The organism is Mycobacterium sp. M23085 (assembly GCF_045343915.1).
Lineage (GTDB): Bacteria > Actinomycetota > Actinomycetes > Mycobacteriales > Mycobacteriaceae > Mycobacterium.
The window spans coordinates 3385604-3410572 of sequence record NZ_CP174280.1; the positions used below are offsets into that span (position 1 = coordinate 3385604).

Annotated in this window: 22 protein-coding genes and 1 pseudogene; 7 read left to right on the forward strand and 16 right to left on the reverse strand. The window is 67.6% G+C overall.

The annotated features are described in order from the left end of the window. Position 1 precedes the first annotated feature (1 nt). Both ACIUM1_RS15675 and ACIUM1_RS15680 read right to left on the reverse strand, forming a co-directional pair. Positions 2-442, reverse strand: coding sequence for a nitroreductase family deazaflavin-dependent oxidoreductase (locus ACIUM1_RS15675; RefSeq protein ID WP_406813576.1), 441 nt, complete (start codon positions 440-442; stop codon positions 2-4). Position 443: 1 nt separating this feature from the next. Further along, positions 444-1295 (reverse strand): NAD(P)H-binding protein, encoded by an 852-nt coding sequence (locus ACIUM1_RS15680; protein WP_406813577.1) that lies wholly within the window; start codon positions 1293-1295, stop codon positions 444-446. 111 nt (positions 1296-1406) lie between these two features. Here ACIUM1_RS15680 and sigI point away from each other — a divergent pair, with 111 nt between their 5' ends. Continuing rightward, positions 1407-2264, forward strand: coding sequence for an RNA polymerase sigma factor SigI (sigI, locus tag ACIUM1_RS15685; RefSeq protein WP_406813578.1), 858 nt, complete (start codon positions 1407-1409; stop codon positions 2262-2264). A 3-nt stretch (positions 2265-2267) separates the two neighbouring features. Here sigI and ACIUM1_RS15690 read toward each other — a convergent pair whose 3' ends face one another. Continuing rightward, positions 2268-3530, reverse strand: a complete 1263-nt coding sequence (locus ACIUM1_RS15690) for a MinD/ParA family protein (protein WP_406813579.1) — start codon at positions 3528-3530, stop codon at positions 2268-2270. A 632-nt stretch (positions 3531-4162) separates the two neighbouring features. Here ACIUM1_RS15690 and gltB point away from each other — a divergent pair. Both gltB and ACIUM1_RS15700 read left to right on the forward strand, forming a co-directional pair. Next, positions 4163-8746: a glutamate synthase large subunit gene (gene gltB / locus ACIUM1_RS15695; protein WP_406813580.1), complete on the forward strand. Its 4584-nt coding sequence runs from the start codon at positions 4163-4165 to the stop codon at positions 8744-8746. Next, positions 8739-10205 carry a glutamate synthase subunit beta gene (locus ACIUM1_RS15700; protein WP_406813581.1) on the forward strand — a complete coding sequence of 489 codons (1467 nt, stop codon included), beginning with the start codon at positions 8739-8741 and terminating at the stop codon, positions 10203-10205. The genes gltB and ACIUM1_RS15700 overlap by 8 nt, the downstream gene beginning before the upstream one ends. Positions 10206-10598: 393 nt before the next feature. Here the strand turns inward: ACIUM1_RS15700 and ACIUM1_RS15705 are convergent, their stop codons facing one another. Continuing rightward, positions 10599-11450 (reverse strand): LLM class F420-dependent oxidoreductase, encoded by an 852-nt coding sequence (locus ACIUM1_RS15705; protein WP_406813582.1) that lies wholly within the window; start codon positions 11448-11450, stop codon positions 10599-10601. Between the two features lie 270 nt (positions 11451-11720). On the opposite strand from ACIUM1_RS15705, the gene ACIUM1_RS15710 reads away from it, so the two are divergent. Further along, on the forward strand, positions 11721-12728 hold the full coding sequence (locus ACIUM1_RS15710; RefSeq protein ID WP_406813583.1) for a PHP domain-containing protein: 1008 nt from the start codon (positions 11721-11723) through the stop codon (positions 12726-12728). Here the strand turns inward: ACIUM1_RS15710 and dinB are convergent. After that, entirely contained in the window at positions 12725-13939 is a 1215-nt protein-coding gene (dinB, locus tag ACIUM1_RS15715; protein ID WP_406813584.1) for a DNA polymerase IV, read from the reverse strand. The two genes, ACIUM1_RS15710 and dinB, sit on opposite strands and share 4 nt — an antisense overlap. A 30-nt stretch (positions 13940-13969) precedes the next feature. Then, a complete protein-coding gene (locus ACIUM1_RS15720) occupies positions 13970-14644 on the reverse strand; it encodes a TetR/AcrR family transcriptional regulator (protein ID WP_406813585.1) in 675 nt (224 codons plus the stop codon). 41 nt (positions 14645-14685) lie between these two features. Here ACIUM1_RS15720 and ACIUM1_RS15725 point away from each other — a divergent pair, with 41 nt between their 5' ends. Further along, positions 14686-16155, forward strand: coding sequence for a flavin-containing monooxygenase (locus ACIUM1_RS15725; protein WP_406813586.1), 1470 nt, complete (start codon positions 14686-14688; stop codon positions 16153-16155). Between the two features lie 4 nt (positions 16156-16159). Here ACIUM1_RS15725 and rraA read toward each other — a convergent pair whose 3' ends face one another. The 10 genes and pseudogenes from rraA to ACIUM1_RS15775 all read right to left on the reverse strand — a co-directional run bounded on the left by rraA (position 16160) and on the right by ACIUM1_RS15775 (position 22638). Further along, positions 16160-16645: a ribonuclease E activity regulator RraA gene (rraA, locus tag ACIUM1_RS15730; RefSeq protein ID WP_406813587.1), complete on the reverse strand. Its 486-nt coding sequence runs from the start codon at positions 16643-16645 to the stop codon at positions 16160-16162. 24 nt (positions 16646-16669) lie between these two features. Then, positions 16670-17110: a nucleoid-structuring protein H-NS gene (locus ACIUM1_RS15735; RefSeq protein WP_406813588.1), complete on the reverse strand. Its 441-nt coding sequence runs from the start codon at positions 17108-17110 to the stop codon at positions 16670-16672. Between the two features lie 114 nt (positions 17111-17224). Continuing rightward, positions 17225-17725 (reverse strand): copper resistance protein CopC, encoded by a 501-nt coding sequence (locus ACIUM1_RS15740; protein ID WP_406813589.1) that lies wholly within the window; start codon positions 17723-17725, stop codon positions 17225-17227. Further along, positions 17722-18384 carry a YcnI family protein gene (locus ACIUM1_RS15745; protein ID WP_406813590.1) on the reverse strand — a complete coding sequence of 221 codons (663 nt, stop codon included), beginning with the start codon at positions 18382-18384 and terminating at the stop codon, positions 17722-17724. Before ACIUM1_RS15745 ends, ACIUM1_RS15740 begins: the two co-directional genes overlap by 4 nt. A gap of 27 nt (positions 18385-18411) precedes the next feature. Then, on the reverse strand, positions 18412-19068 hold the full coding sequence (locus tag ACIUM1_RS15750) for a DUF6474 family protein (RefSeq protein ID WP_406813591.1): 657 nt from the start codon (positions 19066-19068) through the stop codon (positions 18412-18414). Positions 19069-19211: 143 nt separating this feature from the next. Then, positions 19212-19610: a transcriptional regulator gene (locus tag ACIUM1_RS15755; RefSeq protein WP_406813592.1), complete on the reverse strand. Its 399-nt coding sequence runs from the start codon at positions 19608-19610 to the stop codon at positions 19212-19214. 431 nt (positions 19611-20041) lie between these two features. Then, a pseudogene (locus ACIUM1_RS15760) lies at positions 20042-20725 on the reverse strand (TMEM165/GDT1 family protein); the annotation flags it as partial. Positions 20726-20981: 256 nt separating this feature from the next. After that, positions 20982-21515 (reverse strand): peptidase, encoded by a 534-nt coding sequence (locus ACIUM1_RS15765; protein WP_406813593.1) that lies wholly within the window; start codon positions 21513-21515, stop codon positions 20982-20984. A gap of 194 nt (positions 21516-21709) precedes the next feature. Further along, complete coding sequence (locus ACIUM1_RS15770; RefSeq protein ID WP_406813594.1) at positions 21710-22333, reverse strand: superoxide dismutase; 624 nt, start codon at positions 22331-22333, stop codon at positions 21710-21712. 149 nt (positions 22334-22482) lie between these two features. Continuing rightward, entirely contained in the window at positions 22483-22638 is a 156-nt protein-coding gene (locus ACIUM1_RS15775; RefSeq protein WP_406813595.1) for a hypothetical protein, read from the reverse strand. 476 nt (positions 22639-23114) lie between these two features. On the opposite strand from ACIUM1_RS15775, the gene ACIUM1_RS15780 reads away from it, so the two are divergent. Beyond that, entirely contained in the window at positions 23115-24158 is a 1044-nt protein-coding gene (locus tag ACIUM1_RS15780) for a DUF4328 domain-containing protein (protein ID WP_406813596.1), read from the forward strand. A 4-nt stretch (positions 24159-24162) separates the two neighbouring features. Then, positions 24163-24969 (forward strand): glycerophosphodiester phosphodiesterase, encoded by an 807-nt coding sequence (locus ACIUM1_RS15785; RefSeq protein WP_406813597.1) that lies wholly within the window; start codon positions 24163-24165, stop codon positions 24967-24969.

Consider the following 24969-nt stretch of genomic DNA (forward strand, 5'->3'; position numbering starts at 1 on the left):
GTTACGCCGGCTCGAAGCGGAAAACGGCGAGCCGGCCGGCCAGCGCTTCGAACTCGTCGGGCGTTCCGTCGCGCACCATTCCCGATCGTTTCGCAAAGGCCACACCGACCGGAACTTCGGTGGGGAACGCCCGCAGCACCGGCCGGGCCTCGCCGGCGGAGAGTTCGACGATCCGGACGGAGCGTGACCGTCGGCCCCGGCTGAGTGTGCCGATGCCCGCGGCCCGGGCGTTCGCCGCCCAGTCCGCGCCGGGATAGCCGGCCACCACGTAAAGGGCGCCCTGGAAGTTGAAGGGGGTCATCGGGGTGCTGCGTGGTTGACCCGACTTGCGGCCGGGCACGGTGAGCACCATGGCGGGCCCGGTCGGAATCCCGAGCCGTTGCACCGCCATCATGAATCTGTTCATGGGCTTGAGGTAGCGCGGGGGACGTGGTTCGGTCATCTCAGATTCCTACTTTCTCCTTGTCGAACAGGCCGCGGTTCTCGAAAACCCAGTGCGCGAACGAAATTGGCGGGCGGCCGAGGATCTTCTGCACGTCGTCGGTGACCAGGGCGGGGGCGTCGAGCGTCTGGGCGAGCATGGCGATGTACGCGTCGGCGAAGCCGGGTCCGAACCCCAGGTCGACAAACCGTTGGCGCACCGCGTCCGCGGGGATCTCGCGATACTGCAGCGGCCGGCCCAGGGCACCGGCGATCACCTCCACCAGCTCTGAGTTGGTGAATGCCTGCGGACCGGTCAGCGGGATCCGCTGTCCCACAAGCTCATCGGTGAGCAGCGCGCGGGCTGCGACGCTTGAGATGTCTGCCTCGACGATAGGCGCCGTCGATGCGGCCGCGTATGGCCCGGCCACTACGTTGCCGGCGCGGATCTGCGCGGCCCACATCCCGGCGAAGTTCGTCGCGAACACCGTGGGCCGCAGGCTCACCCACGACAGGCCGCCGTCGACGGCGAGGCGTTCGACCTCCCTGTTGCGATCGCCGCGGAACCGGGACGGTTGGCGGGTGACGTCGTCGTCGGCGTTGATCGCGGACAGCGCGACCAGCTTGGTGACTCCGGCGCGCCGGCATTGGGCCACCACCTCTTCCAACTGCCCGCCCAGCGCCCGCGAATTCAGGAACACCGCGGAGGCACCCGGCAGCGCGGCGGCGGTCGAATCGAATATCTCCACGCCCGGCGGGAATCCCGCGGTTCTCGGTTGGCGGGTGATCGCCCGAACGTGAGCTCCCGCGCCCAGCAGTTCGGTGACGAGTGGACGCCCGACATTGCCGGTCGCGCCGGTGACGACGATGGTCATGAAAAGATTCCTTCCGTGAACTTCTTGCACTGCTGAGACGACGGGGCAAAAAGTGGAAAAGTTACATCGCAGAACGTGTAACTTTCCGCCCCGGCAGATCGTCGAAGAGTCATGAACCAGTCGCCGTCGGCCAGCGATCAGGTCAGCGAGGCCTGGCGCAGGCACCGCCCCTATCTGGTCAACCTCGCCTATCAGATGCTGGGCGACGTCGGCGAGGCGGAAGACATTGCGCAGGAGGCATTCCTGCGCCTCTCACGTGCGGAACCGAACGAGATCGCGGACATCCGCGGCTGGCTGACCGTGGTGGCGAGCCGCCTCTGCCTGGACCAGGTCCGCTCGGCCCGCGCCCGTTACGAGCGCCCGGGCGACGTCACAGAGCAACCCGCGCCGCGCCTCTTCGACCCGGCCGACCGGATCACCCTCGATGACGAGGTACGCACCGCGCTGCTCGAGGTGCTGCGCAGGCTCAGCCCCGCCGAGCGGGTTGCCTTCGTGCTGCACGACGTCTTCGGTGTCCCCTTCGATTCGATCTCGCAGACCGTGGGCCGCCCGGTCGGCACCTGCCGGCAGCTGGCGCGGCGCGCGCGATCGAAATTCCTTGCCGCGCAACCGCAGACGGCCAACGTGGCGCCGGCCGAGCACCAGTTGGTCACCGAAAAGTTCATCACCGCATGCGCCAACGGCGACCTTCAAGGGTTGGCCGCCGTGCTGGACCCGACGGTCTGGGGCGTGGGCACGATCCTCGCGGATCCGGCACCGCCACCGCAGATCAACCACGGGCCAGATGCGGTGGCCACCAACCTGTTGCGCTATCTGTGGCCGGAGGTGACCTTGGTCAGCGGCCCGGCCGGGGCCCCGGTGCTGCTGGCCTTCAGCGAGCGCCGCCTGTTCGCCGTCATCGTGCTGACCATCCGCGGATCCAAGGTGGTGAAGATCGAGGCGATCGCCGATCCGTCGGCGCGGGCCTAGTTCTCACGTGTCCGCCGGGCGCTGGTCTTTCGCGCTGTCGGGACGCGCCGCGAAGTAGCCGGCGACGGTCGCGGTGATTTCGAGGAATTTGCGCCGGGTGGCCGGGGCCATCTCGTGACTCACGTCGATGACGCCGCCGGGCCGCAGGTGGGGGTCGAAAGGCACCTGGATGACCGGCCGGCCGTGATCGGTGAACTCGCGGGCGAGCAGCGCCCGGGTGCGTTTGTCGGCGTGACCGTCGGAGTCGTTGAGCACCACGATGCTGTGCCGCAGCAGCGTGGTTAAGCCCTGATCGGCCAGCCACTCCATGGTCCGCGCGGCGGCGGATGCACCGTCGGCCCAGGGCGAGGACACCACGATCAGCGCATCCAGGTCGCGCAGGACCTCCTGGGTGAGCGGCGCATCCATCGTCGAGCCGCAGTCGATGACCGAGATGGTGAAATGGCGGTCCAGCCGCAGCGCGGCCTCCCGGTAGATCGCCGGATCGGGCACCCGGCGCGGGCCCGACGCCGGTTCGCCGGCGAGCACGTGAAGACCCGCAGAGTTGCGGCCCAGCCGTGCCACCACATCGTCGAAAGACCGCAGGTTCTTGTCCGCGGTGAGCTCCCAGAACGAACCCGTCGACGCCGGATCGATGCGGCTGCTGAGCCGGCCGAAGGCGGTGTCGGCGTCGATCGCCACGACATGGTCCTGTCTGCGCAGCATGGCGAACAGCGAGCCGACGCTCGCGGCGACCGACGTCTTTCCCACACCGCCCTTGCCCAGCACGCCGACCTTGTAATTGCCGTAGAGGCGGGTCCGGATGGCGGCCTCGAATTGGGCCTCCTGCTGCTGGGCCGGCGACGGGCCCAGCTTGACCAGGCCGAAGGTGACCAGCCGCAGGACGCGTCGCCAACCGCGGTCGGGTAATTCACCGCCCTGTCGGGGACCCGGTTGCGGGCCGGTGGGCGACGCCTGCGGCGCCGCAGCAGCGGAACGGGTCGGCCGCTGGGGCGCCGGCCGGAACGTCGGCGGGGCGACCGGAGCCGATTGAGGGGGCGGCGACCAGCCCTGCGGCGGCGCCGAAGGCCGGGCCGGTGGGGGCGCGGGAGGAGCCGACGGCGGAAGCGGGGGAGCGGGCCGCTGGGCGGCTGGAGGGGCGGCGGACCGGGGTCCGTGGGGGGCGGGCTGGGACTGCTGCGGCGCGGGTCCGGACGGGCGTGCCGCCGGGGTGCCCGGCCGCTCGGGCTGCAGACGGTCCCGGAGGAATTCGTCGCGCTCGTTCATGGGCTCCTCGCGTGCCAGGCGGTCGATCGTCGCGCCGATGGACCGGCAGCACGAACGTGTTACGTGATAAGCGCCACGTCCGGCCTGCGACGCCGGGTGTGAGCGCTTCCCGTCTTAGTATCTCCTGCCAGGCCCCATCTGCGCACCGGCAAACTCCGGTGCGCGCGGTTCGGGCCGCCGCAACGTCGCTGGCTGGGGATTGAGCACGCCCGTACCCGCATCCAGCAACATCGACCAGCGCGCGGCAACGTCGGCTGGCAAACTCGCCGCGCGGGGCCGGGACCCCCCGGATCGGGTGCGGCTACGGAAGGAATTCGTGGCCCCGGGCAGGGGATTGGCACAAACGAAGATCAACGGCGGCAGCGAAAGTTACGACGCTGACCGGCGGGCGGTTAGACTTGACGAAGTTGGCATGTCAGGCGGGTATTGTCATATCGTTTTACGACTTGTCGAGACCGGTTCCAGGCCACCGTTCAAAGCTGCACGGGCATCCCTAACAGGATCATCTCCGCCTGGGGCACAGCCCATCGAGACAAGACCGACGGAGTTCTAGCCCGCAATCTCCGGGTGCGACCTCATCGGGGCCGCTGCTAACGGCCGCGCAGAACGTTCAGGTGAAGGGTCAGGTGCATATGACGCCCAAGCGCGTCGGGTTATACAACCCCGCGTTCGAGCACGACTCGTGCGGGGTTGCCATGGTCGTCGATATGCACGGCCGTCGTAGCCGCGACATTGTGGATAAGGCAATCACCGCGCTGTTGAACCTCGAACACCGGGGTGCCCAGGGTGCCGAGCCCCGCAGTGGTGACGGCGCCGGCATCATGCTTCAGGTCCCGGACGCCTTCCTGCGTGAGGTCGTGGACTTCGAGTTGCCGCCCGAGGGCAGCTACGCCACCGGCATCGCTTTCCTGCCGCAGTCGTCCAAGGACGCGGCGACGGCGTGCGCAGCGGTGGAGAAGATCGCCGAGGCCGAGGGCCTGACGGTGCTGGGCTGGCGCAACGTGCCCATCGACGACTCGTCGCTGGGCGCGTTGTCCCGAGACGCGATGCCCACCTTCCGGCAGGTGTTCATGGCAGGCGCGTCCGGTATGACGCTGGAGCGCCGCGCGTACGTGGTGCGTAAGCGTGCCGAGCACGAGCTGGGTAATAAGGGCCCGGGCCAGGACGGCCCCGGTCGCGAAACCGTGTACTTCCCAAGCCTTTCCGGCAAGACATTCGTCTACAAGGGCATGTTGACCACACCGCAGCTCAAGGCGTTTTACCTTGATCTGCAAGACGATCGGTTGACCAGCGCGCTGGGTATCGTGCACTCCCGGTTCTCCACCAACACCTTTCCGTCGTGGCCGCTGGCGCACCCGTTCCGCCGCGTCGCGCACAACGGCGAAATCAACACCGTTACCGGTAACGAAAACTGGATGCGCGCCCGCGAGGCGCTGATCAAGACCGACGTTTTCGGAACGGAAGCCGACGTCGAAAAGCTGTTCCCGATCTGTACGCCGGGGGCCTCCGACACCGCGCGCTTCGATGAGGCGCTCGAACTGCTCCATCTGGGCGGCCGCAGCCTGGCCCACGCGGTGTTGATGATGATCCCCGAGGCCTGGGAACGCAACGAGTCGATGGACCCCGCGCGGCGGGCGTTCTATCAGTACCACGCCTCGTTGATGGAGCCGTGGGACGGCCCCGCGTCGATCACCTTCTCCGACGGAACCATCATCGGCGCCGTGCTCGACCGTAATGGCTTGCGCCCGTCGCGAATCTGGGTCACCGAAGACGGCCTGGTGGTGATGGCCTCCGAGGCCGGTGTGCTGGACCTGGACCCGGCCAAGGTGGTCCGCCGGATGCGGCTGCAGCCCGGCCGGATGTTCCTGGTGGACACCGCGCAGGGCCGCATCGTCTCCGACGAGGAGATCAAGGCCGAGCTCGCCGCCGAGCACCCGTACCAGGAGTGGCTGGACAGGAACCTGGTGCCGCTCGACGACCTGCCGCAGGGCAACTACAAACGGATGCCGCACGACCGACTGGTCAAGCGCCAGCAGATCTTCGGCTACACCTACGAGGAACTCAACCTGTTGGTCGCGCCGATGGTGCGCAGCGGCGCCGAGCCGATCGGGTCGATGGGCACCGACACCCCGGTTGCGGTGCTCTCGCAGCGGCCCCGGATGCTCTACGACTACTTCCAGCAGCTCTTCGCGCAGGTGACCAACCCGCCGCTGGACGCCATTCGCGAAGAGGTGGTGACCAGTCTGCAAGGCACCACCGGCGGTGAGCGCGACCTGCTCACGCCCACCGAACGCTCCTGTCACCAGATCGCGCTGTCGCAGCCGATCCTGCGTAACCGCGAGCTGGCGAAGCTGGTCAACCTCGACCCGGAAGCCGAGGTCAACGGCCGCCCACATGGCATGCGTTCCAAGGTGATTCGCTGCCTGTACCCGGTCGCCGAGGGTGGCGCCGGACTGGCCGCCGCCCTCGAGGAGGTGCGCGCGCAGGCGTCGGCGGCGATCGCTGACGGCGCACGGGTGATCATCCTGTCCGACCGCGAATCCGACGAGCAGATGGCGCCCATTCCGTCGCTGCTCGCGGTGGCCGGGGTGCACCACCACCTGGTGCGCGACCGGACCCGCACGCACGTCGGGCTGGTGGTGGAAACCGGTGACGCCCGCGAGGTCCACCACATGGCCGCGCTGGTCGGCTTCGGTGCCGCGGCGATCAACCCGTACATGGTGTTCGAGTCGATCGAGGACATGCTCGATCGCGGCGTCATCGAAGGCATTGATCGCAAGACGGCGCTGAACAACTACATCAAGGCCGCCGGCAAGGGCGTGCTGAAAGTCATGTCCAAGATGGGCATTTCAACGCTGGCGTCCTACACCGGTGCCCAGTTGTTCCAGGCGGTGGGCATTTCCGAGGACGTGCTCAGCGAGTACTTCACCGGCCTGAGCTGTCCGATCGGCGGTATCACCCTGGACGACATCGCCGCCGACGTCGCCGCCCGGCACGCGCTGGCCTACCTGGACCGCCCGGACGAGCGGGCGCACCGCGAGCTCGAGGTGGGCGGGGAATACCAGTGGCGCCGGGAGGGCGAGTACCACCTGTTCAACCCCGAGACCGTCTTCAAGCTGCAGCATGCCACGCGCACCGGCCAGTACAAGGTGTTCAAGGACTACACCCGGCTGGTCGACGACCAGAGCGAGCGCATGGCATCGCTGCGCGGTCTGCTCAAGTTCCGGGCCGGCGTCAATCCGCCGATCCCCCTGGACGAGGTCGAGCCCGCCAGCGAAATCGTCAAACGCTTCTCCACCGGGGCAATGAGCTACGGCTCGATCTCCGCCGAGGCGCACGAGACGCTGGCCATCGCGATGAACCGGCTGGGCGGCCGGTCCAACAGCGGTGAGGGCGGCGAGGACGTCAAGCGGTTCGACCGCGATCCCAACGGCGATTGGCGGCGCAGCTCGATCAAGCAGGTCGCCTCCGGGCGGTTCGGCGTCACGTCGCACTACCTGACCAACTGCACCGACATCCAGATCAAAATGGCCCAAGGCGCGAAACCCGGTGAGGGCGGCCAGCTTCCGGGGCACAAGGTGTACCCGTGGGTGGCCGAGGTGCGCCACTCCACCCCCGGCGTCGGCCTCATTTCGCCGCCGCCGCACCACGACATCTACTCCATCGAGGATCTGGCGCAGCTGATCCACGACCTGAAGAACGCCAACCCGTCCGCGCGGGTGCACGTCAAGCTGGTCTCCGAGAACGGCGTCGGCACGGTCGCCGCCGGGGTGTCCAAGGCGCACGCCGACGTGGTGTTGATCTCCGGCCACGACGGCGGCACCGGTGCGACTCCGCTGACCTCGATGAAGCACGCCGGGGCTCCGTGGGAGCTGGGGCTGGCCGAAACGCAGCAGACGTTGCTGCTGAACGGGTTACGCGACCGGATCGTGGTCCAGGTCGACGGTCAGCTCAAGACGGGCCGCGACGTGATGATCGCGGCGCTGCTGGGCGGCGAGGAATTCGGCTTCGCCACCGCGCCGCTGGTGGTCTCCGGCTGCATCATGATGCGGGTCTGCCACCTGGACACCTGCCCGGTCGGGGTGGCCACCCAAAACCCGGTGCTGCGCGAACGCTTCACCGGCAAGCCCGAATTCGTGGAGAACTTCTTCATGTTCATCGCCGAAGAGGTCCGCGAATACATGGCGCAGTTGGGCTTCCGCACGCTCAACGAGGCCGTCGGCCAGGTCAAGTCCTTGGACATGACGCTGGCTCGAGCGCACTGGAAGGCGCACCGGCTGGATCTAACCCCGGTGTTGCACGAGCCGGAATCGGCGTTCATGAACCAGGACCTGTATTGCAGCTCACGCCAGGACCACGGCCTGGACAAGGCGCTGGACCAGCAGTTGATCGTGATGAGCCGCGAGGCGCTGGACTCCGGAAAGCCGGTGCGGTTCTCCACGACCATCAGCAACGTCAACCGCACGGTGGGCACCATGCTCGGCCACGAGGTCACCAAAGCCTATGGCGGACAAGGGTTGCCGGACGGAACCATCGACATCACCTTCGACGGGTCGGCGGGCAACAGCTTCGGTGCGTTCGTCCCCGCGGGCATCACGCTGCGGGTCTACGGTGACGCCAACGACTACGTGGGCAAGGGTTTGTCCGGTGGCCGGATCGTGGTCCGGCCGTCGGACGACGCGCCCCAGGACTACGTCGCCGAAGACAACATCATCGGCGGCAACGTGATCCTGTTCGGCGCGACCAGCGGCGAGGCGTACCTGCGTGGCGTCGTCGGCGAGCGGTTCGCCGTCCGTAACTCCGGGGCGCACGCCGTCGTCGAGGGCGTCGGGGACCACGGTTGCGAATACATGACCGGCGGCAAGGTTGTCGTGCTCGGTCGCACCGGCCGTAACTTCGCGGCGGGCATGTCCGGCGGCGTGGCCTACGTTTACGACCCGCAGGGCGAATTCCCCGGCAATCTCAACACAGAGATGGTCGAGCTCGAGAGCTTGGATGAAGATGACTACGAGTGGTTGCAGGGCATGATTCAGGCACACGTTGATGCCACCGATTCCGCTGTGGGCCAGCGCGTTCTGGGTGACTGGCCGCAACACCGGCGGCACTTCGCCAAGGTGATGCCGCGGGACTACAAGCGCGTGCTGCAGGCCATCGCCGAAGCGGAACGCGACGGTGTGGATGTCGACAATGCGATCATGGCGGCCGCGCATGGCTGATCCGAGCGGCTTCCTGAAATATCCGCGTCGGGAACTTCCGAAGCGTCGGCCTGTCCCGATTCGGTTGCGCGACTGGCGCGAGGTCTACGAAGAATTCGACAACGAGACCTTGCGCGAGCAAGCGACCCGTTGCATGGACTGCGGTATTCCGTTCTGCCACAACGGTTGCCCGCTGGGCAACCTGATTCCGGAGTGGAACGACCTGGTGCGCAGGGATCGGTGGCACGACGCCATCGAGCGGCTGCACGCCACCAACAACTTCCCCGACTTCACCGGGCGCCTGTGTCCCGCTCCCTGTGAGCCGGCCTGTGTGCTGGGCATCAACCAGGATCCGGTGACGATCAAGCAGATCGAGCTGGAGATCATCGACAAGGCCTTCGACGAGGGTTGGGTGCGGCCGTTGCCGCCGGAGGAGAAGACCGGGAAAAAGGTTGCCGTGGTCGGTTCCGGGCCGGCGGGTTTGGCCGCCGCCCAGCAGCTGACCCGTGCCGGCCACACCGTGACCGTCTTCGAGCGGGCCGATCGCGTCGGTGGGCTGCTGCGCTACGGCATCCCGGAATTCAAGATGGAAAAGCGCGTCCTGGACCGCCGGCTGGACCAGATGCGGGCCGAGGGAACGGAATTCCGGGCCGGGGTCAACGTCGGCGTCGACATCACCGCCGAGCAACTGCGCGCCGACTTCGACACCGTGGTGCTGGCCGGCGGCGCCACCGCGGCGCGCGACCTGCCGATTCCCGGCCGTGAACTGGACGGCATCCACCAGGCGATGGAGTACCTGCCGTGGGGCAACCGCGTGCAGCAGGGCGACGACGTGCTGGGTCCCGACGGGGAGCCGCCGATCACCGCCAAGGACAAGAAGGTCGTCATCATCGGTGGTGGGGACACCGGCGCCGACTGCCTGGGCACCGCGCACCGCCAGGGCGCGACGGTCATCCACCAGTTCGAGATCATGCCGCGCCCGCCGGAGACGCGGGCGCCGTCCACCCCGTGGCCGACCTACCCACTGATGTACCGGGTGTCCTCGGCGCACGAAGAGGGCGGCGAGCGGGTGTTCTCGGTCAACACCGAGGAATTCGTCGGCGAAGACGGTCATGTGACGGCCCTCAAGGCGCACGAGGTGACCATGGAAGACGGCAAGTTCGTCAAGGTCGAGGGGTCCGAGTTCGAGCTCGAGGCCGACCTGGTGTTGCTGGCGATGGGATTCGTCGGCCCCGAGAAGGAGGGCCTGCTCACCGACCTCGGGGTGAAGCTCACCGAACGCGGCAACGTGGCCCGCGGCGCCGATTTCGACACGTCGGTGCCGGGCATCTTCGTCGCCGGTGACATGGGTCGTGGCCAGTCGCTGATCGTCTGGGCGATAGCTGAGGGCAGGGCGGCCGCGGCCGCGGCGGACCGATTCCTGATGGGGTCGACCGCGCTACCGGCGCCGGTCAAGCCCACCGCCGTTCCGCTTCAGTAGTAACACCAGTCACACTAGAAACACGACCAGCCTCGCCCGGCGAGTCTCCCACTGTTTGCCAGACGGTAGGTGTCTAATAACCCGTTGTGAGCCCGCTCACATGGGGGTCACACCGGTTTCCCGGTTGAACGACCGATTGCAGGAGAGATTCTTGTGCATATTCACCCATTACCTCGGACACGGATGGGGCGAATCGCCTGGTCATGGTTGCGTCACCCGGTGAAAAGTCGTGAATTCCCCGCCAAGCATGAGCGTCTGGTGACCGCGCAGGACTTGCTGCTCTTCGGTGCGTGATCATCCGGCGGGCGCCCGCACTGGCGCGCCGCGGGTTTGCTCAGCGATGTCCGGCGGGATCTTCGCCGGGGCGATCCCGGATGTGGTCGGAAAACGCCGTCACCGATCCCATAGGCCGGAGTCGCGGATCGCCTCGGCGAGCGGTTCCAGCACGGCCGGGTCGTGCGGCGGGGGAAGGTAGACGATGCCCAGATCCAGGCCTTCGGCGGCCAGCCCGGCGGCGTCCTCGACGACCTTCCCGTAGTCGAGGTCCGGCTCCAAGCGCAAATGCGCCGAGAGCGTGATCTCCTTGGGGTCGCGGCCGATGTCCGCGCAGTGCGAGGCCAGGACGTCACGCTTGTGGGCGAACACGTCGGGCGGACCGCCCACGAAGTTCCAGTGCTGGGCGTAGCGGGCGGTGATCCGCAGCGTGCGCTTCTCCCCACTGCCGCCGATGCAGATCGGCGGGTGCGGGCGTTGCGGACCCTTGGGCTCGTTGCGGGCGCCCTTGAGCTGGTAGAACTTGCCGTCGAAGTCGGTGGTCTCCTGGCTGAGCAGGCTGGTCAGCACCTCGCACGCCTCCTCGAAGCGGTCGAAGCGTTCCTTGATGCTGCCCAGTTCGATGCCGTAGGCGCCGGATTCCTCCTCGTTCCAGCCGGCGCCGATGCCCAGCTCGAGCCGCCCGTTCGAAATGATGTCCACCGCGGCCGCCATGTTGGCCAGTACCGCCGGGTGCCGGTAGTGGATGCCGGTCACCAACGTGCCCACCCGCAGCCGCTTGGTGGCCTGGGCGAGCGCGGTCAGCGTCGTCCAGCCCTCCAGGCAGGGCCCGCTGCTGTCGGAGAAGATCGGGTAGAAGTGGTCGAAAGTCCAGCCGGACTCGTAGACCTCGATGTCATCGGCGGCTTGCCAGACGGCCAGCATCTGTGCCCAGGTGGTGTTCTGCGGGGAAGTCTTGAAAGCGAATCGCATGCCATCGACGTTAGCCGGTGTTTATGAAGGGCAACTAAACTCGAGCGCGCGGTGACCTGCTGCGCCCGGCTTCGCCGCGCTTGCAGTCACCGCGAAGGTTTGGCGGTGACCTGCGGCGCCCGGCTTCGCCGCGCTTGCAGTCCCGCGAAGGTTTGGCGGTGACCTGCTGCGCCCGGCTTCGCCGCGCTTGCAGTCCCGCGAAGGTTTGGCGGTGACCTGCTGCGCCCGGCTTCGCCGCGCTTGCAGTCACCGCGCGGGCACACTGGAGACATGGATCCGGTAGCGGCGTTACGGCAGATCGCCTACTACAAGGACCGAAGCCGTCACGACCCCCGGCGGGTGATGGCCTATCGCAACGCGGCCGACATCATTGAGGGTCTCGACGACGCGGCCCGGGAGCGACACGGGCAGGCCAAAAGTTGGCAGTCCTTGCCGGGCATCGGCCCCAAGACCGCCAAGGTCATCGACCAGGCCTGGTCCGGCCGCGAGCCCGACTTGCTGATCGAACTGCGTTCTACCGCCGAGGATCTCGGTGGCGGCGACATCCGTTCCGCGCTGCGCGGCGATCTGCATCTGCATTCCAACTGGTCTGACGGCTCGGCGCCGATCGAGGAGATGATGGCCGCGGCGGCGGCGCTGGGTCACGAGTACTGCGCGCTGACCGATCACTCGCCGCGGCTGACCATCGCCAACGGGCTGTCGCCGGAGCGGTTGCGCAAGCAGCTCGACACGATCGAGGGCTTGCGGGAGCAGTTCGCGCCGATGCGGATTCTGACCGGAATCGAGGTCGACATCCTCGACGATGGCAGTCTCGACCAGGAGACCGAGCTGCTGGAGCGCCTCGACGTCGTGGTGGCCAGCGTGCATTCCAAGCTGTCGATGGATGCCGCCGCGATGACCCGGCGCATGCTGCGCGCGGTGGCCAATCCGCACGCCGACGTGCTCGGCCACTGCACCGGCCGGCTGGTCTCGGGGAACCGCGGCATCCGGCCCGAATCCAAGTTCGACGCCGAGGCGGTGTTCACCGCCTGTCGCGATCACGGCACCGCGGTGGAGATCAACTCGCGGCCGGAGCGCCGCGATCCGCCGACCCGGCTGCTCAACCTGGCGCTGGAGATCGGGTGCGTGTTCAGCATCGACACCGACGCCCACGCTCCAGGTCAGCTGGACTTCCTCGGTTACGGCGCCCAGCGCGCGCTGGACGCGGGGGTGCCCGTCGACCGCATCGTCAACACCTGGCCGGCGGACAAGTTGCTGGAGTGGACGGGGACCAACTAGTCCGGCAGATGCGGCATCTCCACGCCCGGGTCGCGGCCCAGCAGCACCGCGGGCGTGAGCGCCGACTTGCCGTAGCGGCGGCGCACCCGGTCGATTGCCGCATCGATGTCGTCGCCCGGCATGCGGTGCTTCGGCTCGGCGAACGGCAGCATCAGCTGCTGCGAGCCGGTGCGGTCGATGCCCGACACCGCGAAGCCGACCAACGTCAGGCCGCGCTGCGCGATGATCGGCATCGCCGCGGCGACCAGTTGGCGCGCGGCGGCCAGCAGGGGCGCCGTGGACGACGTGGCCCACGGCAGCGTGTGCGATCGGGTGGCCCGGGTGAAGTCGTCGAAGCGCAGCCGCAGTACCACCGTGCGGCCGGTGCGGCCGGCGACGCGCATGCGGCCAGCGATGCGGTCGATCAGGTTGACCACCACGGCGTCGATTTCGTTGGCCGACATGGTGTTTCCGGCGCGTCCCAAGGACCGCTGTGCGCCGACGGACCGCCGACGCACCCCGGGGGTCACCCGTCGGCGGTCGATGTTGCGGGACAACGCATACAGCTGGCGGCCCATCGCAGCGCCCACCATGGAGCCCAGGGCGGACTCGCTGAGCTCGGCGACGTCGGCGACGGTCACGATGCCGTGCGCGCGCAGCTTCTCGGCGGTCACCGCGCCCACACCCCAGAGCCGGCGCACCGGCAGCGGCCGCAGAAAGGTCAGCTCCTGATCGGGCGGCACCAGCAGCAGTCCGTCGGGCTTGGCCTGCTGGCTGGCCACCTTGGCGAGGAATTTCGTGCGGGCGACGCCGACGGTGATCGGCAGCCCGACACGGTCGCGCACGTCGGCCCGCAGCCGCTCGGCGATCGCGACCGGCGTGCCGCTGACCCGGCGCAGCCCACCGACGTCGAGGAAGGCCTCGTCTACCGATAGCGCCTCGACGATCGGGGAGCAATCGCGGAACACCTCGAAGACGGCGTCACTGGCGCGTGAATAGGCGCTCATCCGCGGCGGCACCACCACGGCGTGCGGACACAGCCGTCGCGCCTGCGACCCGCCCATGGCGGTCCGCACGCCGTAAGCCTTGGCTTCGTAGCTCGCGGCCAGCACCACGCCGCCGCCCACGATCACCGGGCGGCCCCGCAGCGTCGGGTCGTCGCGCTGTTCGACGGACGCGTAGAAGGAATCGAGGTCCGCGTGCAGGATGGACGCATCGCATCGCACGAACATATGTTCGCATAAGGTGCCGACAGGCCGTGCTCAGCAGGCGTCGCCGTAGACGCTGCTGACCCAGATGTGCACCAGCGTGTCGAGCAATTGGTCGCTGGGCACGGACGGCCGCCCGTCGGCGAACGAGCTGAGCATGACCTTCTCGTTGAGCAGGTTCAGCGCCGCGGACAGGTGCCGGGCCGGCAGCGTCACCGGCGCGGCGCCGCGGGCGCGTTCGGCTTCGATCACGGTGGTGATGTGGTCCACCCACTTCTGCATGAACCGCGACCACAGGTCGTCGACGTCCTTATTGGTGCGCGCGGCGTCGGCGGCCAGTGACACCGCGCGATGCGCGCCGAAGGTTTCGACGAATACGTTAATCCCGATGCGCCACAACGCTTTCAGGTCGGCGGGCGGATTGGCGACCAAGGTCTCCAGTGCGGAGTCGGCCTCCATGATCACGCGTTCGAACAGCGTGAGCAGCACCGCGTCCTTGGACGGGAAGTAGAAGTAGAACGTCGGCCGGGACAGGCCGGCGCCCTTGGCCAGGTCGTCGACGGAGATGTCGGCGAGGGGGCGCTCCTGCAGCAGCTGCTCGGCGGTGGACAGGATGGCCAGTTCGCGGTCGTCGCCGGACGGGCGCGCCGAACGCCTGCCTCGGTGGGTGCGGGCGGAACCGACGGTAGTCACGGCCGCCACTTTACACGTTGTCGAAAGTCTCGACATGGTGTTGACTACCTCAACACGGCGTTGATAACGTTGCGGGCATGACTGAGCACCTTGACGTCCTCATCGTGGGCGCCGGAATCTCCGGCGTGAGCGCGGCCTGGCACCTGCAGCAACGCTGCCCGACGAAGAGCTACGCCATCCTCGAACGCCGCGCCGACCTGGGCGGAACCTGGGACTTGTTCAAGTACCCGGGCATCCGGTCGGACTCGGACATGTTCACCCTGGGCTTCCGGTTCAAGCCCTGGAGCTCGGCGAAGTCGATTGCCGACGGGGCCTCGATCAAGGCCTACATCAAGGAGACCGCGGTCGAGAACAAGATCGAGCCCAAGATCCGCTACCGCCACCGGATGGTGGCCGCCGACTGGTCCGACACCGACAACCGCTGGACAGTGACCGTCGAGACCGACGGGCGGCGCAGCGAGATCACCAGTTCATTCCTGTTCGCCTGCACCGGCTACTACAACTACGACGAGGGCTTCTCCCCGACCTTCCCGGGCTCCGACGACTTCGGGGGCACCATCGTCCATCCGCAGCACTGGCCGGAGGACCTCGACTACGCGGGCAAGCGAATCGTCGTCATCGGGTCCGGCGCCACCGCGATCACCCTGATTCCCGCCCTGGTGAATTCGGGTGCGGGTCACGTGACGATGCTGCAGCGTTCGCCGACCTACATCGGCTCGCTGCCGGGTGTCGATCCCTTCGCCGAGAAGGCCAACCGGCTGCTGCCCGAGCACCTCGCGCACATGGCCAACCGCTGGAAAGCCATAGCGTTCAGTACCTTCCAGTACCAGCTGTCCCGCAAAGCACCGGCTTACATGCGCAAGACGTTGATGACGATGGCGCAGCGGCGCCTGCCCGAGGGCTACGACGTCGAAAAGCATTTCGGCCCGCGTTACAACGTCTGGGACGAGCGGTTGTGCCTGGCCCCCGACGGCGACTTTTTCCGGACCATCCGGCACGGCAAGGCCGACGTCGTCACCGACACCATCGACCGGTTCACCAAGACCGGCATCAAGCTCACCTCGGGTGACGAACTGGCGGCCGACATCATCATCACCGCAACGGGATTGAACATGCAGCTGCTGGGCGGGGTGAACCCGACCCGCAACGGCGAGGACATCGAGCTGACTTCACTGATGACCTACAAGGGCCTGATGTTCTCCGGCATGCCGAACTTCGCCATCACCTTCGGCTACACCAACGCGTCCTGGACGCTGAAGGCCGACCTGGTCTCCGAGTTCGTCTGCCGGTTGCTGAATTACATGGACGCCAACGGGTTTGACTTCGTCGAGCCGCAGCATCCGGGCGACGACGTCGACGAGCTGCCGTTCATGGACTTCACTCCCGGCTACTTCCGGCGTTCGATGCACCTGCTGCCCAAGTCGGGATCACGGGCACCGTGGCGGCTCAAGCAGAACTACTTCTTCGACATGCGCACCATCCGGCGCGGCAAGGTCGACGACGATGGCCTGAAGTTCGCGAAAAAGCCTGCCCCGGTAGCGGTTTAACGGATCATTGGCCCGCGGCGACGACGACGATCCCGTCGTCGTCGCTGTAGGCGATCTCGCCCGGCACGAACGCCACCCCGCCCAGGGTTACCTCGACGTCGCGCTCGCCGGCACCGGTCTTGGTGCTCTTGCGGGGATTGGTGCCCAACGCCTTGATGCCGATGTCCATGCCCCGCAACATGGCCGAATCGCGCACCGCGCCGTTGACGATGAGCCCGGCCCAGCCGTTGGAGCGGGCCAACTCGGCGATGACATCGCCGACCAGCGCCGTGTGCAACGACCCGTCACCGTCGATGACCAAGACCCCGCCGCGGCCCGATTCCGAGAGAACCGATTTCAGCAGCGCGTTGTCTTGGAAGCACCGCACGGTGCTGATCGGCCCGGCGAATTCGGCCCGGCCGCCTAGCTGGCGGAATTGGACGTCGCAACTGCGTACGTCGGGACCGATACTGTCCACGAGGTCGGCCGTCGGCCGGAATGGCACCGTCACTTCTGACACGTTAGACGCTGCCGCTCAGTGGCGACGCAGTTGACGAATGAGCAGGATGGCCAGCAGGCTGACGGCCAGGGCCACGATCAGCGGCAGCGGAGACTGGCTCGCCGCCGGGCCCGCGACTGCGGGAGAGACCGGGTTGTTGGCTGCCTCGACGGTGGACTTCGCCTGTGCGGCAGCATCTTTGGCGGCAGCGGTCAAGTCGCCGTTGCTTTCGGCGCGCTGCTGCACGTCTACTGGCTGCTCGGGTGGCTGCGCGGCAGCGGGTTCGGCGCTTTTCGCCGGCAATTTCTTGGCGGGTGCTTTCTTGGCCGGGGCTTTCTTGGCGGGCGCCTTTTTCGCAGGTGCCTTTTTGGCCGGCGCTTTGGCGGTCTTCTTCACCGCCTTGGCGGGCGGTTTCTTCTCCGGCGGGGTGCCGGCGCCTTCGGGTGCGCTGTTCGTCGGGTCCTGCGGGTCTGCCATGCGGCCGCTCCTTTGAGCTTCCTCTGTCGTCGTTCCCCTAGCTCAGCGGGTTCAAGGTCCCATCATGCCAGGACGCCTCCCGGCGCCTCGGCCACCGGTCGCCGGCCACTGTTCTCACCGCCTGCCGCGCGTCGCCCACCAGGCGCCGCCGGCGACGAGGGCCACCGCGATCGCCACGAATGGCCAGATCGGGAGGGCGCCGCCGCCACCCGGGCCCGCCACGGCTGGACCGGGCGTGCCGGTGCCGGGCACGGTGAGCCGAAACGACCATGACCCGGAGACCACGTGGCCGTCGGCGGAGGTCACCCGGTAATTCACCGTGTACGTTCCGGCCGGCCCGAGGGGTCGCAGGCCGATACCGACCACCGCGCCCTGCACGGTGGGGTCCCCGGTAGACCACACGTTGCCGTCCGGCCCGACCACCGTCATGGCGGCGAACGTGGTTTGCAACTGCTCGTTGAAGGTGGCGCTGACCCGCGGCGGCCCGGACGCCAGCGCCGCATCGGCCGCGGGATCCGTGGAGACCCGGGTGGCGTGTGCGGCCGCGGCCGGCGCGGTCAGTGTGGCGATCACGAACATGACGCCGACGCAGACGCCAACCGCCAGGCGCCTCATGTTCGTCGGCGGATCAGTGCGATCGCGACGCCCGCGGCGGCGACCACCAGGGCAGCGCCCCCCAGCAGCCGCGCGGCGTTGTCGGCCACCGTCGACCTCGCGGGCGCGGCAGCGGGTGGCCCGTGGTTTTGGTGCGCGCCCGCCGGGCCGGTGGTGAGGGTGAGCGTGGGTACCGGGTGCTCGGGCTCGCTCCCGTCCGGCAGGGGTGGCTGGTCCCACTTCACGACGGTCCCGTCGGCGTAGGTCTGCGTGGCGGGAAAGCTCACGGTATCGGTATCGGGCAACTGCACCGCCAGCCGGAACAGCCCGAACTGGTCCGGGCCGATCCCGCCGGTGAGGTTGGCAGTCCACGTCACCGAGCGCACGGTGCCGGACGCGGTGTCACGGTCGAGCTTGGCCGTCCAGCCCGGCAGGCTCTCGGTGCGTGCCGACTTGACGTTCGGGAGCGTGACGGTCAGCGCGGTGGTGGGCGCCCCGGTGTTCGATTCGTTGGGCACCTGGAACGTGACGATCGCCATGGCCCCGCGCACCGCGTTGTCGCTGCTGGCGTGCACGTGCGCCCACGCCGCCGGGATCTGGGCCGCCGCCGCGAGATAGAGGGCGACGGCGACGGTGAGCGCGCTCAGGGTGCGCGAGATCCATTTGGTGAGGATTGACATGCCCGGCGCTGCCTTCCGTGCGGGTGCTCAGCTCAGCCCGAGACGGGCCATCAGGTCTGCCTCGATCCCGTCGAGCTGCGACGAAATTGCGGCGTGGGCCGCTCGGCGCCGGGCGGCCGGCATGTTCTCCGCCGCGGTGATCGCCGCGGACAGATCGGTGAGCCGTTCGGCGATGGCGGACACGAACTGCTTGGTCTCGGCGTCCTTGGGCTTGCGGTCCTGCACTATTCGCAGCGACTTTTCCGCCCCGGCGATGCGGGCCGACAGCTGGGCGCCATGGCCGGAGAATCGGCCGATCTGCGCCGGCGGAACGCCGAGCTGATCCGCGCGACGTTGATCGATCAGCGCACGGGCCGCGATGGCCGCCCGGTAGATGACCGGGGTGAGGATCGGCGCGAGCAGCCGAGACACCGTCAGCACCCGGCGGATTCGGGTCGGTGAGAAGATCTTGCCCTCGCGCGCGGCTTTGAGTTCGGCCTCGGCGACCTTCAATGCGTTGCGGTCGCGGTCGCGTTGCGCCCTGATCTGGGCGCGCAGCGCCTTGCTCTCCGCCCGCTGCGCGGATTTGGCGCGGCGAACCTCGTTTTTTGCGGCCAGTTTGGCCTCGAGCTTCGCGCGGGCCTTGATCGCGCGGGCTTCAGCGCGACGCGTCGCGCGGCTCTTTCGCTTGCGGAACAGGCCCATTCGCGGCCGCCTCCCCGGTGATCTCGCTGGCAATCGTTGTCTGGCGCTCTCGCGGTTGCGCGATCCGCTGAGCCAACCCTAATCGGAATCGGCGGGCGGCAGCCCTCCAGGGCAGGTCCGGTAGCCGGTGCCAGGCGGTGACCTCAGGCGTCTAAGTGTTCGGCGCGGCGCAACTCGTTGACCCGCTCCATGACCTCACGCTGCGCCTCGGGGGACAGCTCGGCCGTGCGCACCGCGATGCGGCGCACATTGTCGTCGCGCGTCGTGGCCAGCCACGACAGTTCCTTGTCGAGCTTCTCGTAGTACTCGTCGTCGGTGAAGTAGGCCGACTTGATCCGAAAGAAGTTGGCCAAGGCGTTCATGGTCGCCGTCGACGGGTTGGTGCGGTTGCCGGAACGCAACTGGGAGAGGTAGGGAGCCGACATCGTGATGCCCTCCGCCTTGAGCGCCGCGATGACCTCAGCGGAGGTGTGCGGCCCGCGGCCCGGCGGATACACCGTGTCAAACAGGCGGTTCAGGCGAGCAGCGAACGTCGTGCTCATAGGAAGGACCTCCACTGGGCTGTAGAAGTGAACTATTACCTAGGTGTATTTGCTGATCATGCTAGCGAGGCTTGATGACCGTCACCAAGTGCAAACCTCGAGGGAAGCGCGACGGGCATAGCTGACACCCAGAAACTCCCCACTCGACGAGCGTCTAACTGATTCGCTGAGGTGTCCACTAATTCTATGGAACTCACAGGTTATCCGCAGAATTCGGCACCCGTTCCGAAGTGGCGGGCGGATGACCAGCTGACGAGGACGCAAATATGCCGAGTCGTGCTGGGCGATCGCACCGCAACGGGTCGGCAATCCGGCACGATTTAGCACACCCTTTGCTGCCGAATGCGAAAGCGGTCTTGCGGACCGCCGCGCCGCCCGGCAGACGACTCCGGGACACCGGCGGGCGAGGCGTCGTTAACTTAGCCGGTAGGCGGTGGTTGCGTGCCGGTCGGGGTTACGGTTCTGCGGCGCCGCAGCATCTGCGCGACCGCGATTACGGCGGCGGCCACCGCCACGGCGACGGTCGCGGCGACGGCCGCGCAGCGCCAGCCCAAAGCGGCGTCGAGCAGCATCCACAGCCCGAACGTCAGGAACAGCAGGCCGGCCGCGGCGTGCAGCAATTTTTCCGGTAGGCGCTGATGCAGCAGCCGTCCGACGGCGATCGCCAAGCCATCGGCCAGCACCATGCCCAGCGTCGAGCCGACCCACACTCCGGCCCAATCGTGATCGCTGGCCAACGTCACCGTCGCCAGCGCGGTCTTGTCGCTCATCTCCGCGAGCGCGAACGACGACACAACGGTCAGGAACGCGAATCGCGGTTCGCGCGGCTGCGATTCGGTCTCGTCGGTGGCCGCGCCCTCACGCCATGCCCACACCGCAAACGCGAGGAAGGCGAGGGCCGACACGAACGCCAGCGGCCGGGCCGGCAGAGCAGCGCCCAGGAAGTGGCCGACGGTCACCGAAACGCCGTGCACGGTGAACGCGGCGAGCGCCACCCCGGCCAGCACCACCCATCACCGATAGCGCAGGGCGTAGGTCATGGTGATCAGTTGCGACCTGTCGCCGAGTTCGGCGACGAACACCACTCCCAGAGTCAACAGTGTGGCGGCGAGCATGTCGGGCGACCTTTCGACGCGTCGTCGACGACAAGTCGTCGAACCCCGGTCGAAGGTCTCGCCAACCGGGTGAACCGGTTCGTCGGCCGGCCTGTGCGCCAGTATGTCGACTCGACGATTGGGGGCTACTCCCCTCCGCTGACGGTCCCAGGCTAATGGCCCCATTGGGCACCCGCCAGCGGGGTGGTTAAGTTCGGTCAGCCGTATTTTCGGGATCCGAATCCCGAACTGTTTTCCGGCGTTTCGTTGCGTGTCGTTACGCGGCGAGCAGCATTGCCAATATCGCCGTATCAGGGTGGCTGATCGGATCCACACCGACGCGGCTCACCATCGAGGTGATGGTGCCGTCGGCTTCCGCCTCCACCCACGCCGCCCGATGCTCGAGTCCGAGATAGGGCAATCCGGGCAGCAATACACATCCCGACGCCGCCCCGGTGCATTCGGGCAGCGACGGCATAGTTTCTGAAGGCGGATGCAACATCAGGAGAGCCGGGGGCTGGTGGTCCGCGAAATAGCCTGGCTGGATGGCGGATTCACCGAAAACCGTGCCCTCGGCCAGCACGAGGCCGACAGTGCCCGGCTCGGGCTCGTCCGGCAATTCCTCGCGAGCGCCGAACACCGTTGTGGTGGAGAGCAATCCGGGTAACGACGCGACCCTGACCGCGACCATGAGCAGCTGCGCCCATTCTTTGGTCGAATCGGGCCACCGCCCGGAGATGACGAACCCTTTCAAGACACCACGGGAATGGAACGGGGAAACCCCGATAGGCTGATCCGACCCAGTTTCCATTTCGACCTCCGCGCGACGCCTCCGCTTGGAATAACCACACTGGTAAGTCCGAATAATTCAGCATGCCTGCGGTTTAGGCGCCGTGCAACACGACACGGTTAGTGGCGCAGACGTTCTCGGACAGTCGATTAGGCCTCAGACAAACGGCGGGGGCGCCGCGCAACCGCGCGACGCCCCCGCCGATCGAGAGAAAGTCAGCCAAAGATCAGGCCCTGGGTCTTCGAGGTCGCAGCCGCATAGCGCTCCTGGACGTCTGCCCAGTTGACGACATTCCAGAACGCCTTGGCAAAGTCGACCTTGACGTTTTTGTACTGCAGGTAGAAGGCGTGCTCCCACATGTCGAGCAGCAGTAGGGGAACGATGCCGAGCGGGAAGTTGGTCTGGTGGTCATACACCTGGAAGATCAGCAGCTTCTTGGCGAGCGTGTCCCAACCGAGCGCTGCCCACCCCGACCCCTGCACGGTGGTCGCGGCTGCGTGGAACTGCCCGCGGAACTTGTCGAATGATCCGAAGGCGTCATCGATCGCCGCGGCGAGTTCGCCGGTCGGCTTGTCGCCGCCGTCCGGCGACAAGTTCTTCCACCAGATGGTGTGGTTCACGTGACCGGCAAGATTGAACGCCAGATTCTTCTCGTAAAGCAGGATCGCCCCGAAGTCTTCCTTGGCCCGGGCCTCCTCGAGTTTCTCCAACGCGTCATTGGCGCCCTTGACATAAGTGGCGTGGTGCTTGTCGTGGTGTAGCTCGTTGATCTGGCCGGAGATGTGCGGTTCCAGCGCTCCATAATCCCAATCCAAATCGGGCAGGTTATATACGGCCACAGCATTCCTTTCTTCGATTATTCGTCCCGGCGCGCACTCTCGCGGGGCCGCCTCACGGCGGCCAGCCGTTATCAACCCTGCTCCACGACCGCGCGCTCCGCAAGAACGACCCTAGTGAGCCGGAACGCGGATACCCGCTCAGGGGCGATTCAAGACAAGACGATGAGCGCGAGCACCGCGAGCAACGCCAAAGCGATCAACCCGGCGCGCACCGCGGCGACGCTGTAGCTGTGATTCCACGCCGGCGAGCCGCAATACGACTTCGACGGGCCCGGTGACCCCGGACCGAACGACTGCGTGGCCATCAATCGCCTTTCACCCCCGGTCACCTCGCGTCAGTGAGGTGAGTCACAAACACTTTTCGCGAACGCGATCATAGCGCTTTGTGGCGAGCTTGAAAAATAACCCGCTGAGCTGCGGCTGGGCGACCGCTGCGGGAGCCGGCGGCGCGACGCGGCCGGACCATCATCACCGCCGCGCGACCGGCCGGCGGGTGCTTAGGTAGGCAATCCATTTCGCTCACCGTCCGCTTCCGGGCTGTCTATCGCATGCCAACAACCCCGCGGTGTTATCCACAAAGACACCGCGGTCTGCCGCCAGAGGCTGTAGTAATGGCCGTTGTACCCACTAATCGCATGTGGATAAACCTGTGGAAACTGTGGATAGCCTTTCGCGGCTCAGTCGGTTGCCGAGCCCGCTCGGGCGGCCCGTCGATCACGGACCCGCGCGGCCCGCGGCCGGCGTTCCTCGGCCCGCGTCCGGACGGCGTTAGTCTGGTCCGGTGATCCAGGTGTGCTCCCAGTGCGGCACGCGCTGGAACGTGCGTGACCGACAACGTGAATGGTGTCCTCGCTGCCGCGGGTCGCTGATGGCACCCGCGCCGGACGCCCCGCCACCCGACCCGCGCTGGGGCGCGCCGGGCGTGCCGTCGCCGTCTCGGCCCGCGAGCGCGCCGGCGTGGCAGCGCACACCGCCGCGATTGCCGCCGGGCTACCGCTGGATAGCGGTGCGGCCGGGCGCTGCGCCGCCGGCCCGACGCGGCCGCCGTCCCCTGGGGCCCACGCCGCGATACACCGTCATCCCCCGCTGGGGGTTGGCCGACCGCGTCGAGCAGGCGCCCGCAGCCGCCGAAGCACCCACACAGCCCGGGCCGTCGGCGGAGATCGTGCGCACTGCGTCATTCATCAGCGTGCTGGTGCTCAGCATCGCCGCCCTGGTCTACGTGGTGAGGTACGTGCTGCTGGTGATCAACCGGAACACCTTGCTGAACTCGTGGGTGGCCGTCGGAGCTGACTGGCTCGGCGTGCTCGCCAGCGTGGGCGCGGGGGCTGCGGTAATCGCCTCCGGCGTGTTGTTGATCCGCTGGATGATCGCGCGCCGCGCCGCCGTGTACGGCCATCACGGGCTGCCCGAGCAGCGCTCCACCCGGGCGCTCTGGGCCGGCTGCGTCGTGCCGCTGGCCAACCTGCTGTGGGCGCCGGTGTACGTGATCGAGCTGGCGCTGCTCGAAGAGCACTATGCCCGGCTGCGTCGCACCATCCTGCAGTGGTGGGGCGCGTGGGTGTGCAGCTACGTCGTGTCCATCGCGGCCATCGTGACCAGCTTCGCCACCGACGCCCAGGGCATTGCCAACAACACCGTCCTGATGATCTTCGGGTACCTGTTCGCGGCCACCACACTGGCCGCCGCCACCCGCGTCTTCGAGGGATTCCAGCGCAAACCCGTCGCCCGGCCCGCGCACCGCTGGGTGGCGGTTCCCGATGACCGTCCGGCACCGGCGTCGGCCGGCCCGGTTGAGTTGAAGGGGCAGGAACCGGCAGCATAGGGGTATGACGTGGGCCGACGAGGTGCTCGCCGGGCACCCTTATGTCGTCGCCCACCGCGGAGCGTCGGCCGCACGACCCGAACACACGCTGGCCGCCTACGACCTCGCGCTCAAAGAAGGCGCCGACGGCGTGGAATGCGACGTGCGATTGACCCGCGACGGCCATCTGGTGTGCGTGCACGATCGCCGGCTGGACCGGACCTCGACCGGGGCCGGCCTGGTCAGCACCATGACCCTGGCGGAACTGCGCGAGCTCGAGTACGGGGCGTGGCACGGCAGCTGGCGTGAAGACGGCGCACACGGCGACACCAGTTTGTTGACACTGGACGCGCTGGTGTCGCTGGTGCTGGATTGGCATCGGCCGGTGAAGCTGTTCATCGAAACCAAACATCCGGTGCGGTACGGATCATTGGTGGAAACCAAGCTGCTCGCGTCGCTGCATCGCTTCGGCATCGCCGCGCCCCCCTCGGCGGACCGGTCCCGCGCGGTGGTGATGTCGTTCTCCGCGTCGGCGGTCTGGCGGATCCGGCGCGCCGCGCCGCTGCTGCCCACGGTGCTGCTCGGCAAGACCGCGCGTTACCTCACCAGCGGCGCGCCTACGGCCATCGGCGCCACCGCCGTCGGGCCGTCACTGACGACGCTGAAGGAGTATCCCCAGCTCGCCGACCGCGCCATCGCTCAGGGCAGGGCGGTCTACTGCTGGAACGTCGACGACTACGAGGACATCGATTTCTGCCGCGATGTGGGGGTGGCCTGGCTCGCCACGCACCACCCGGGCCGCACCAAGGCGTGGCTGCAGGGTAGCGGCTAG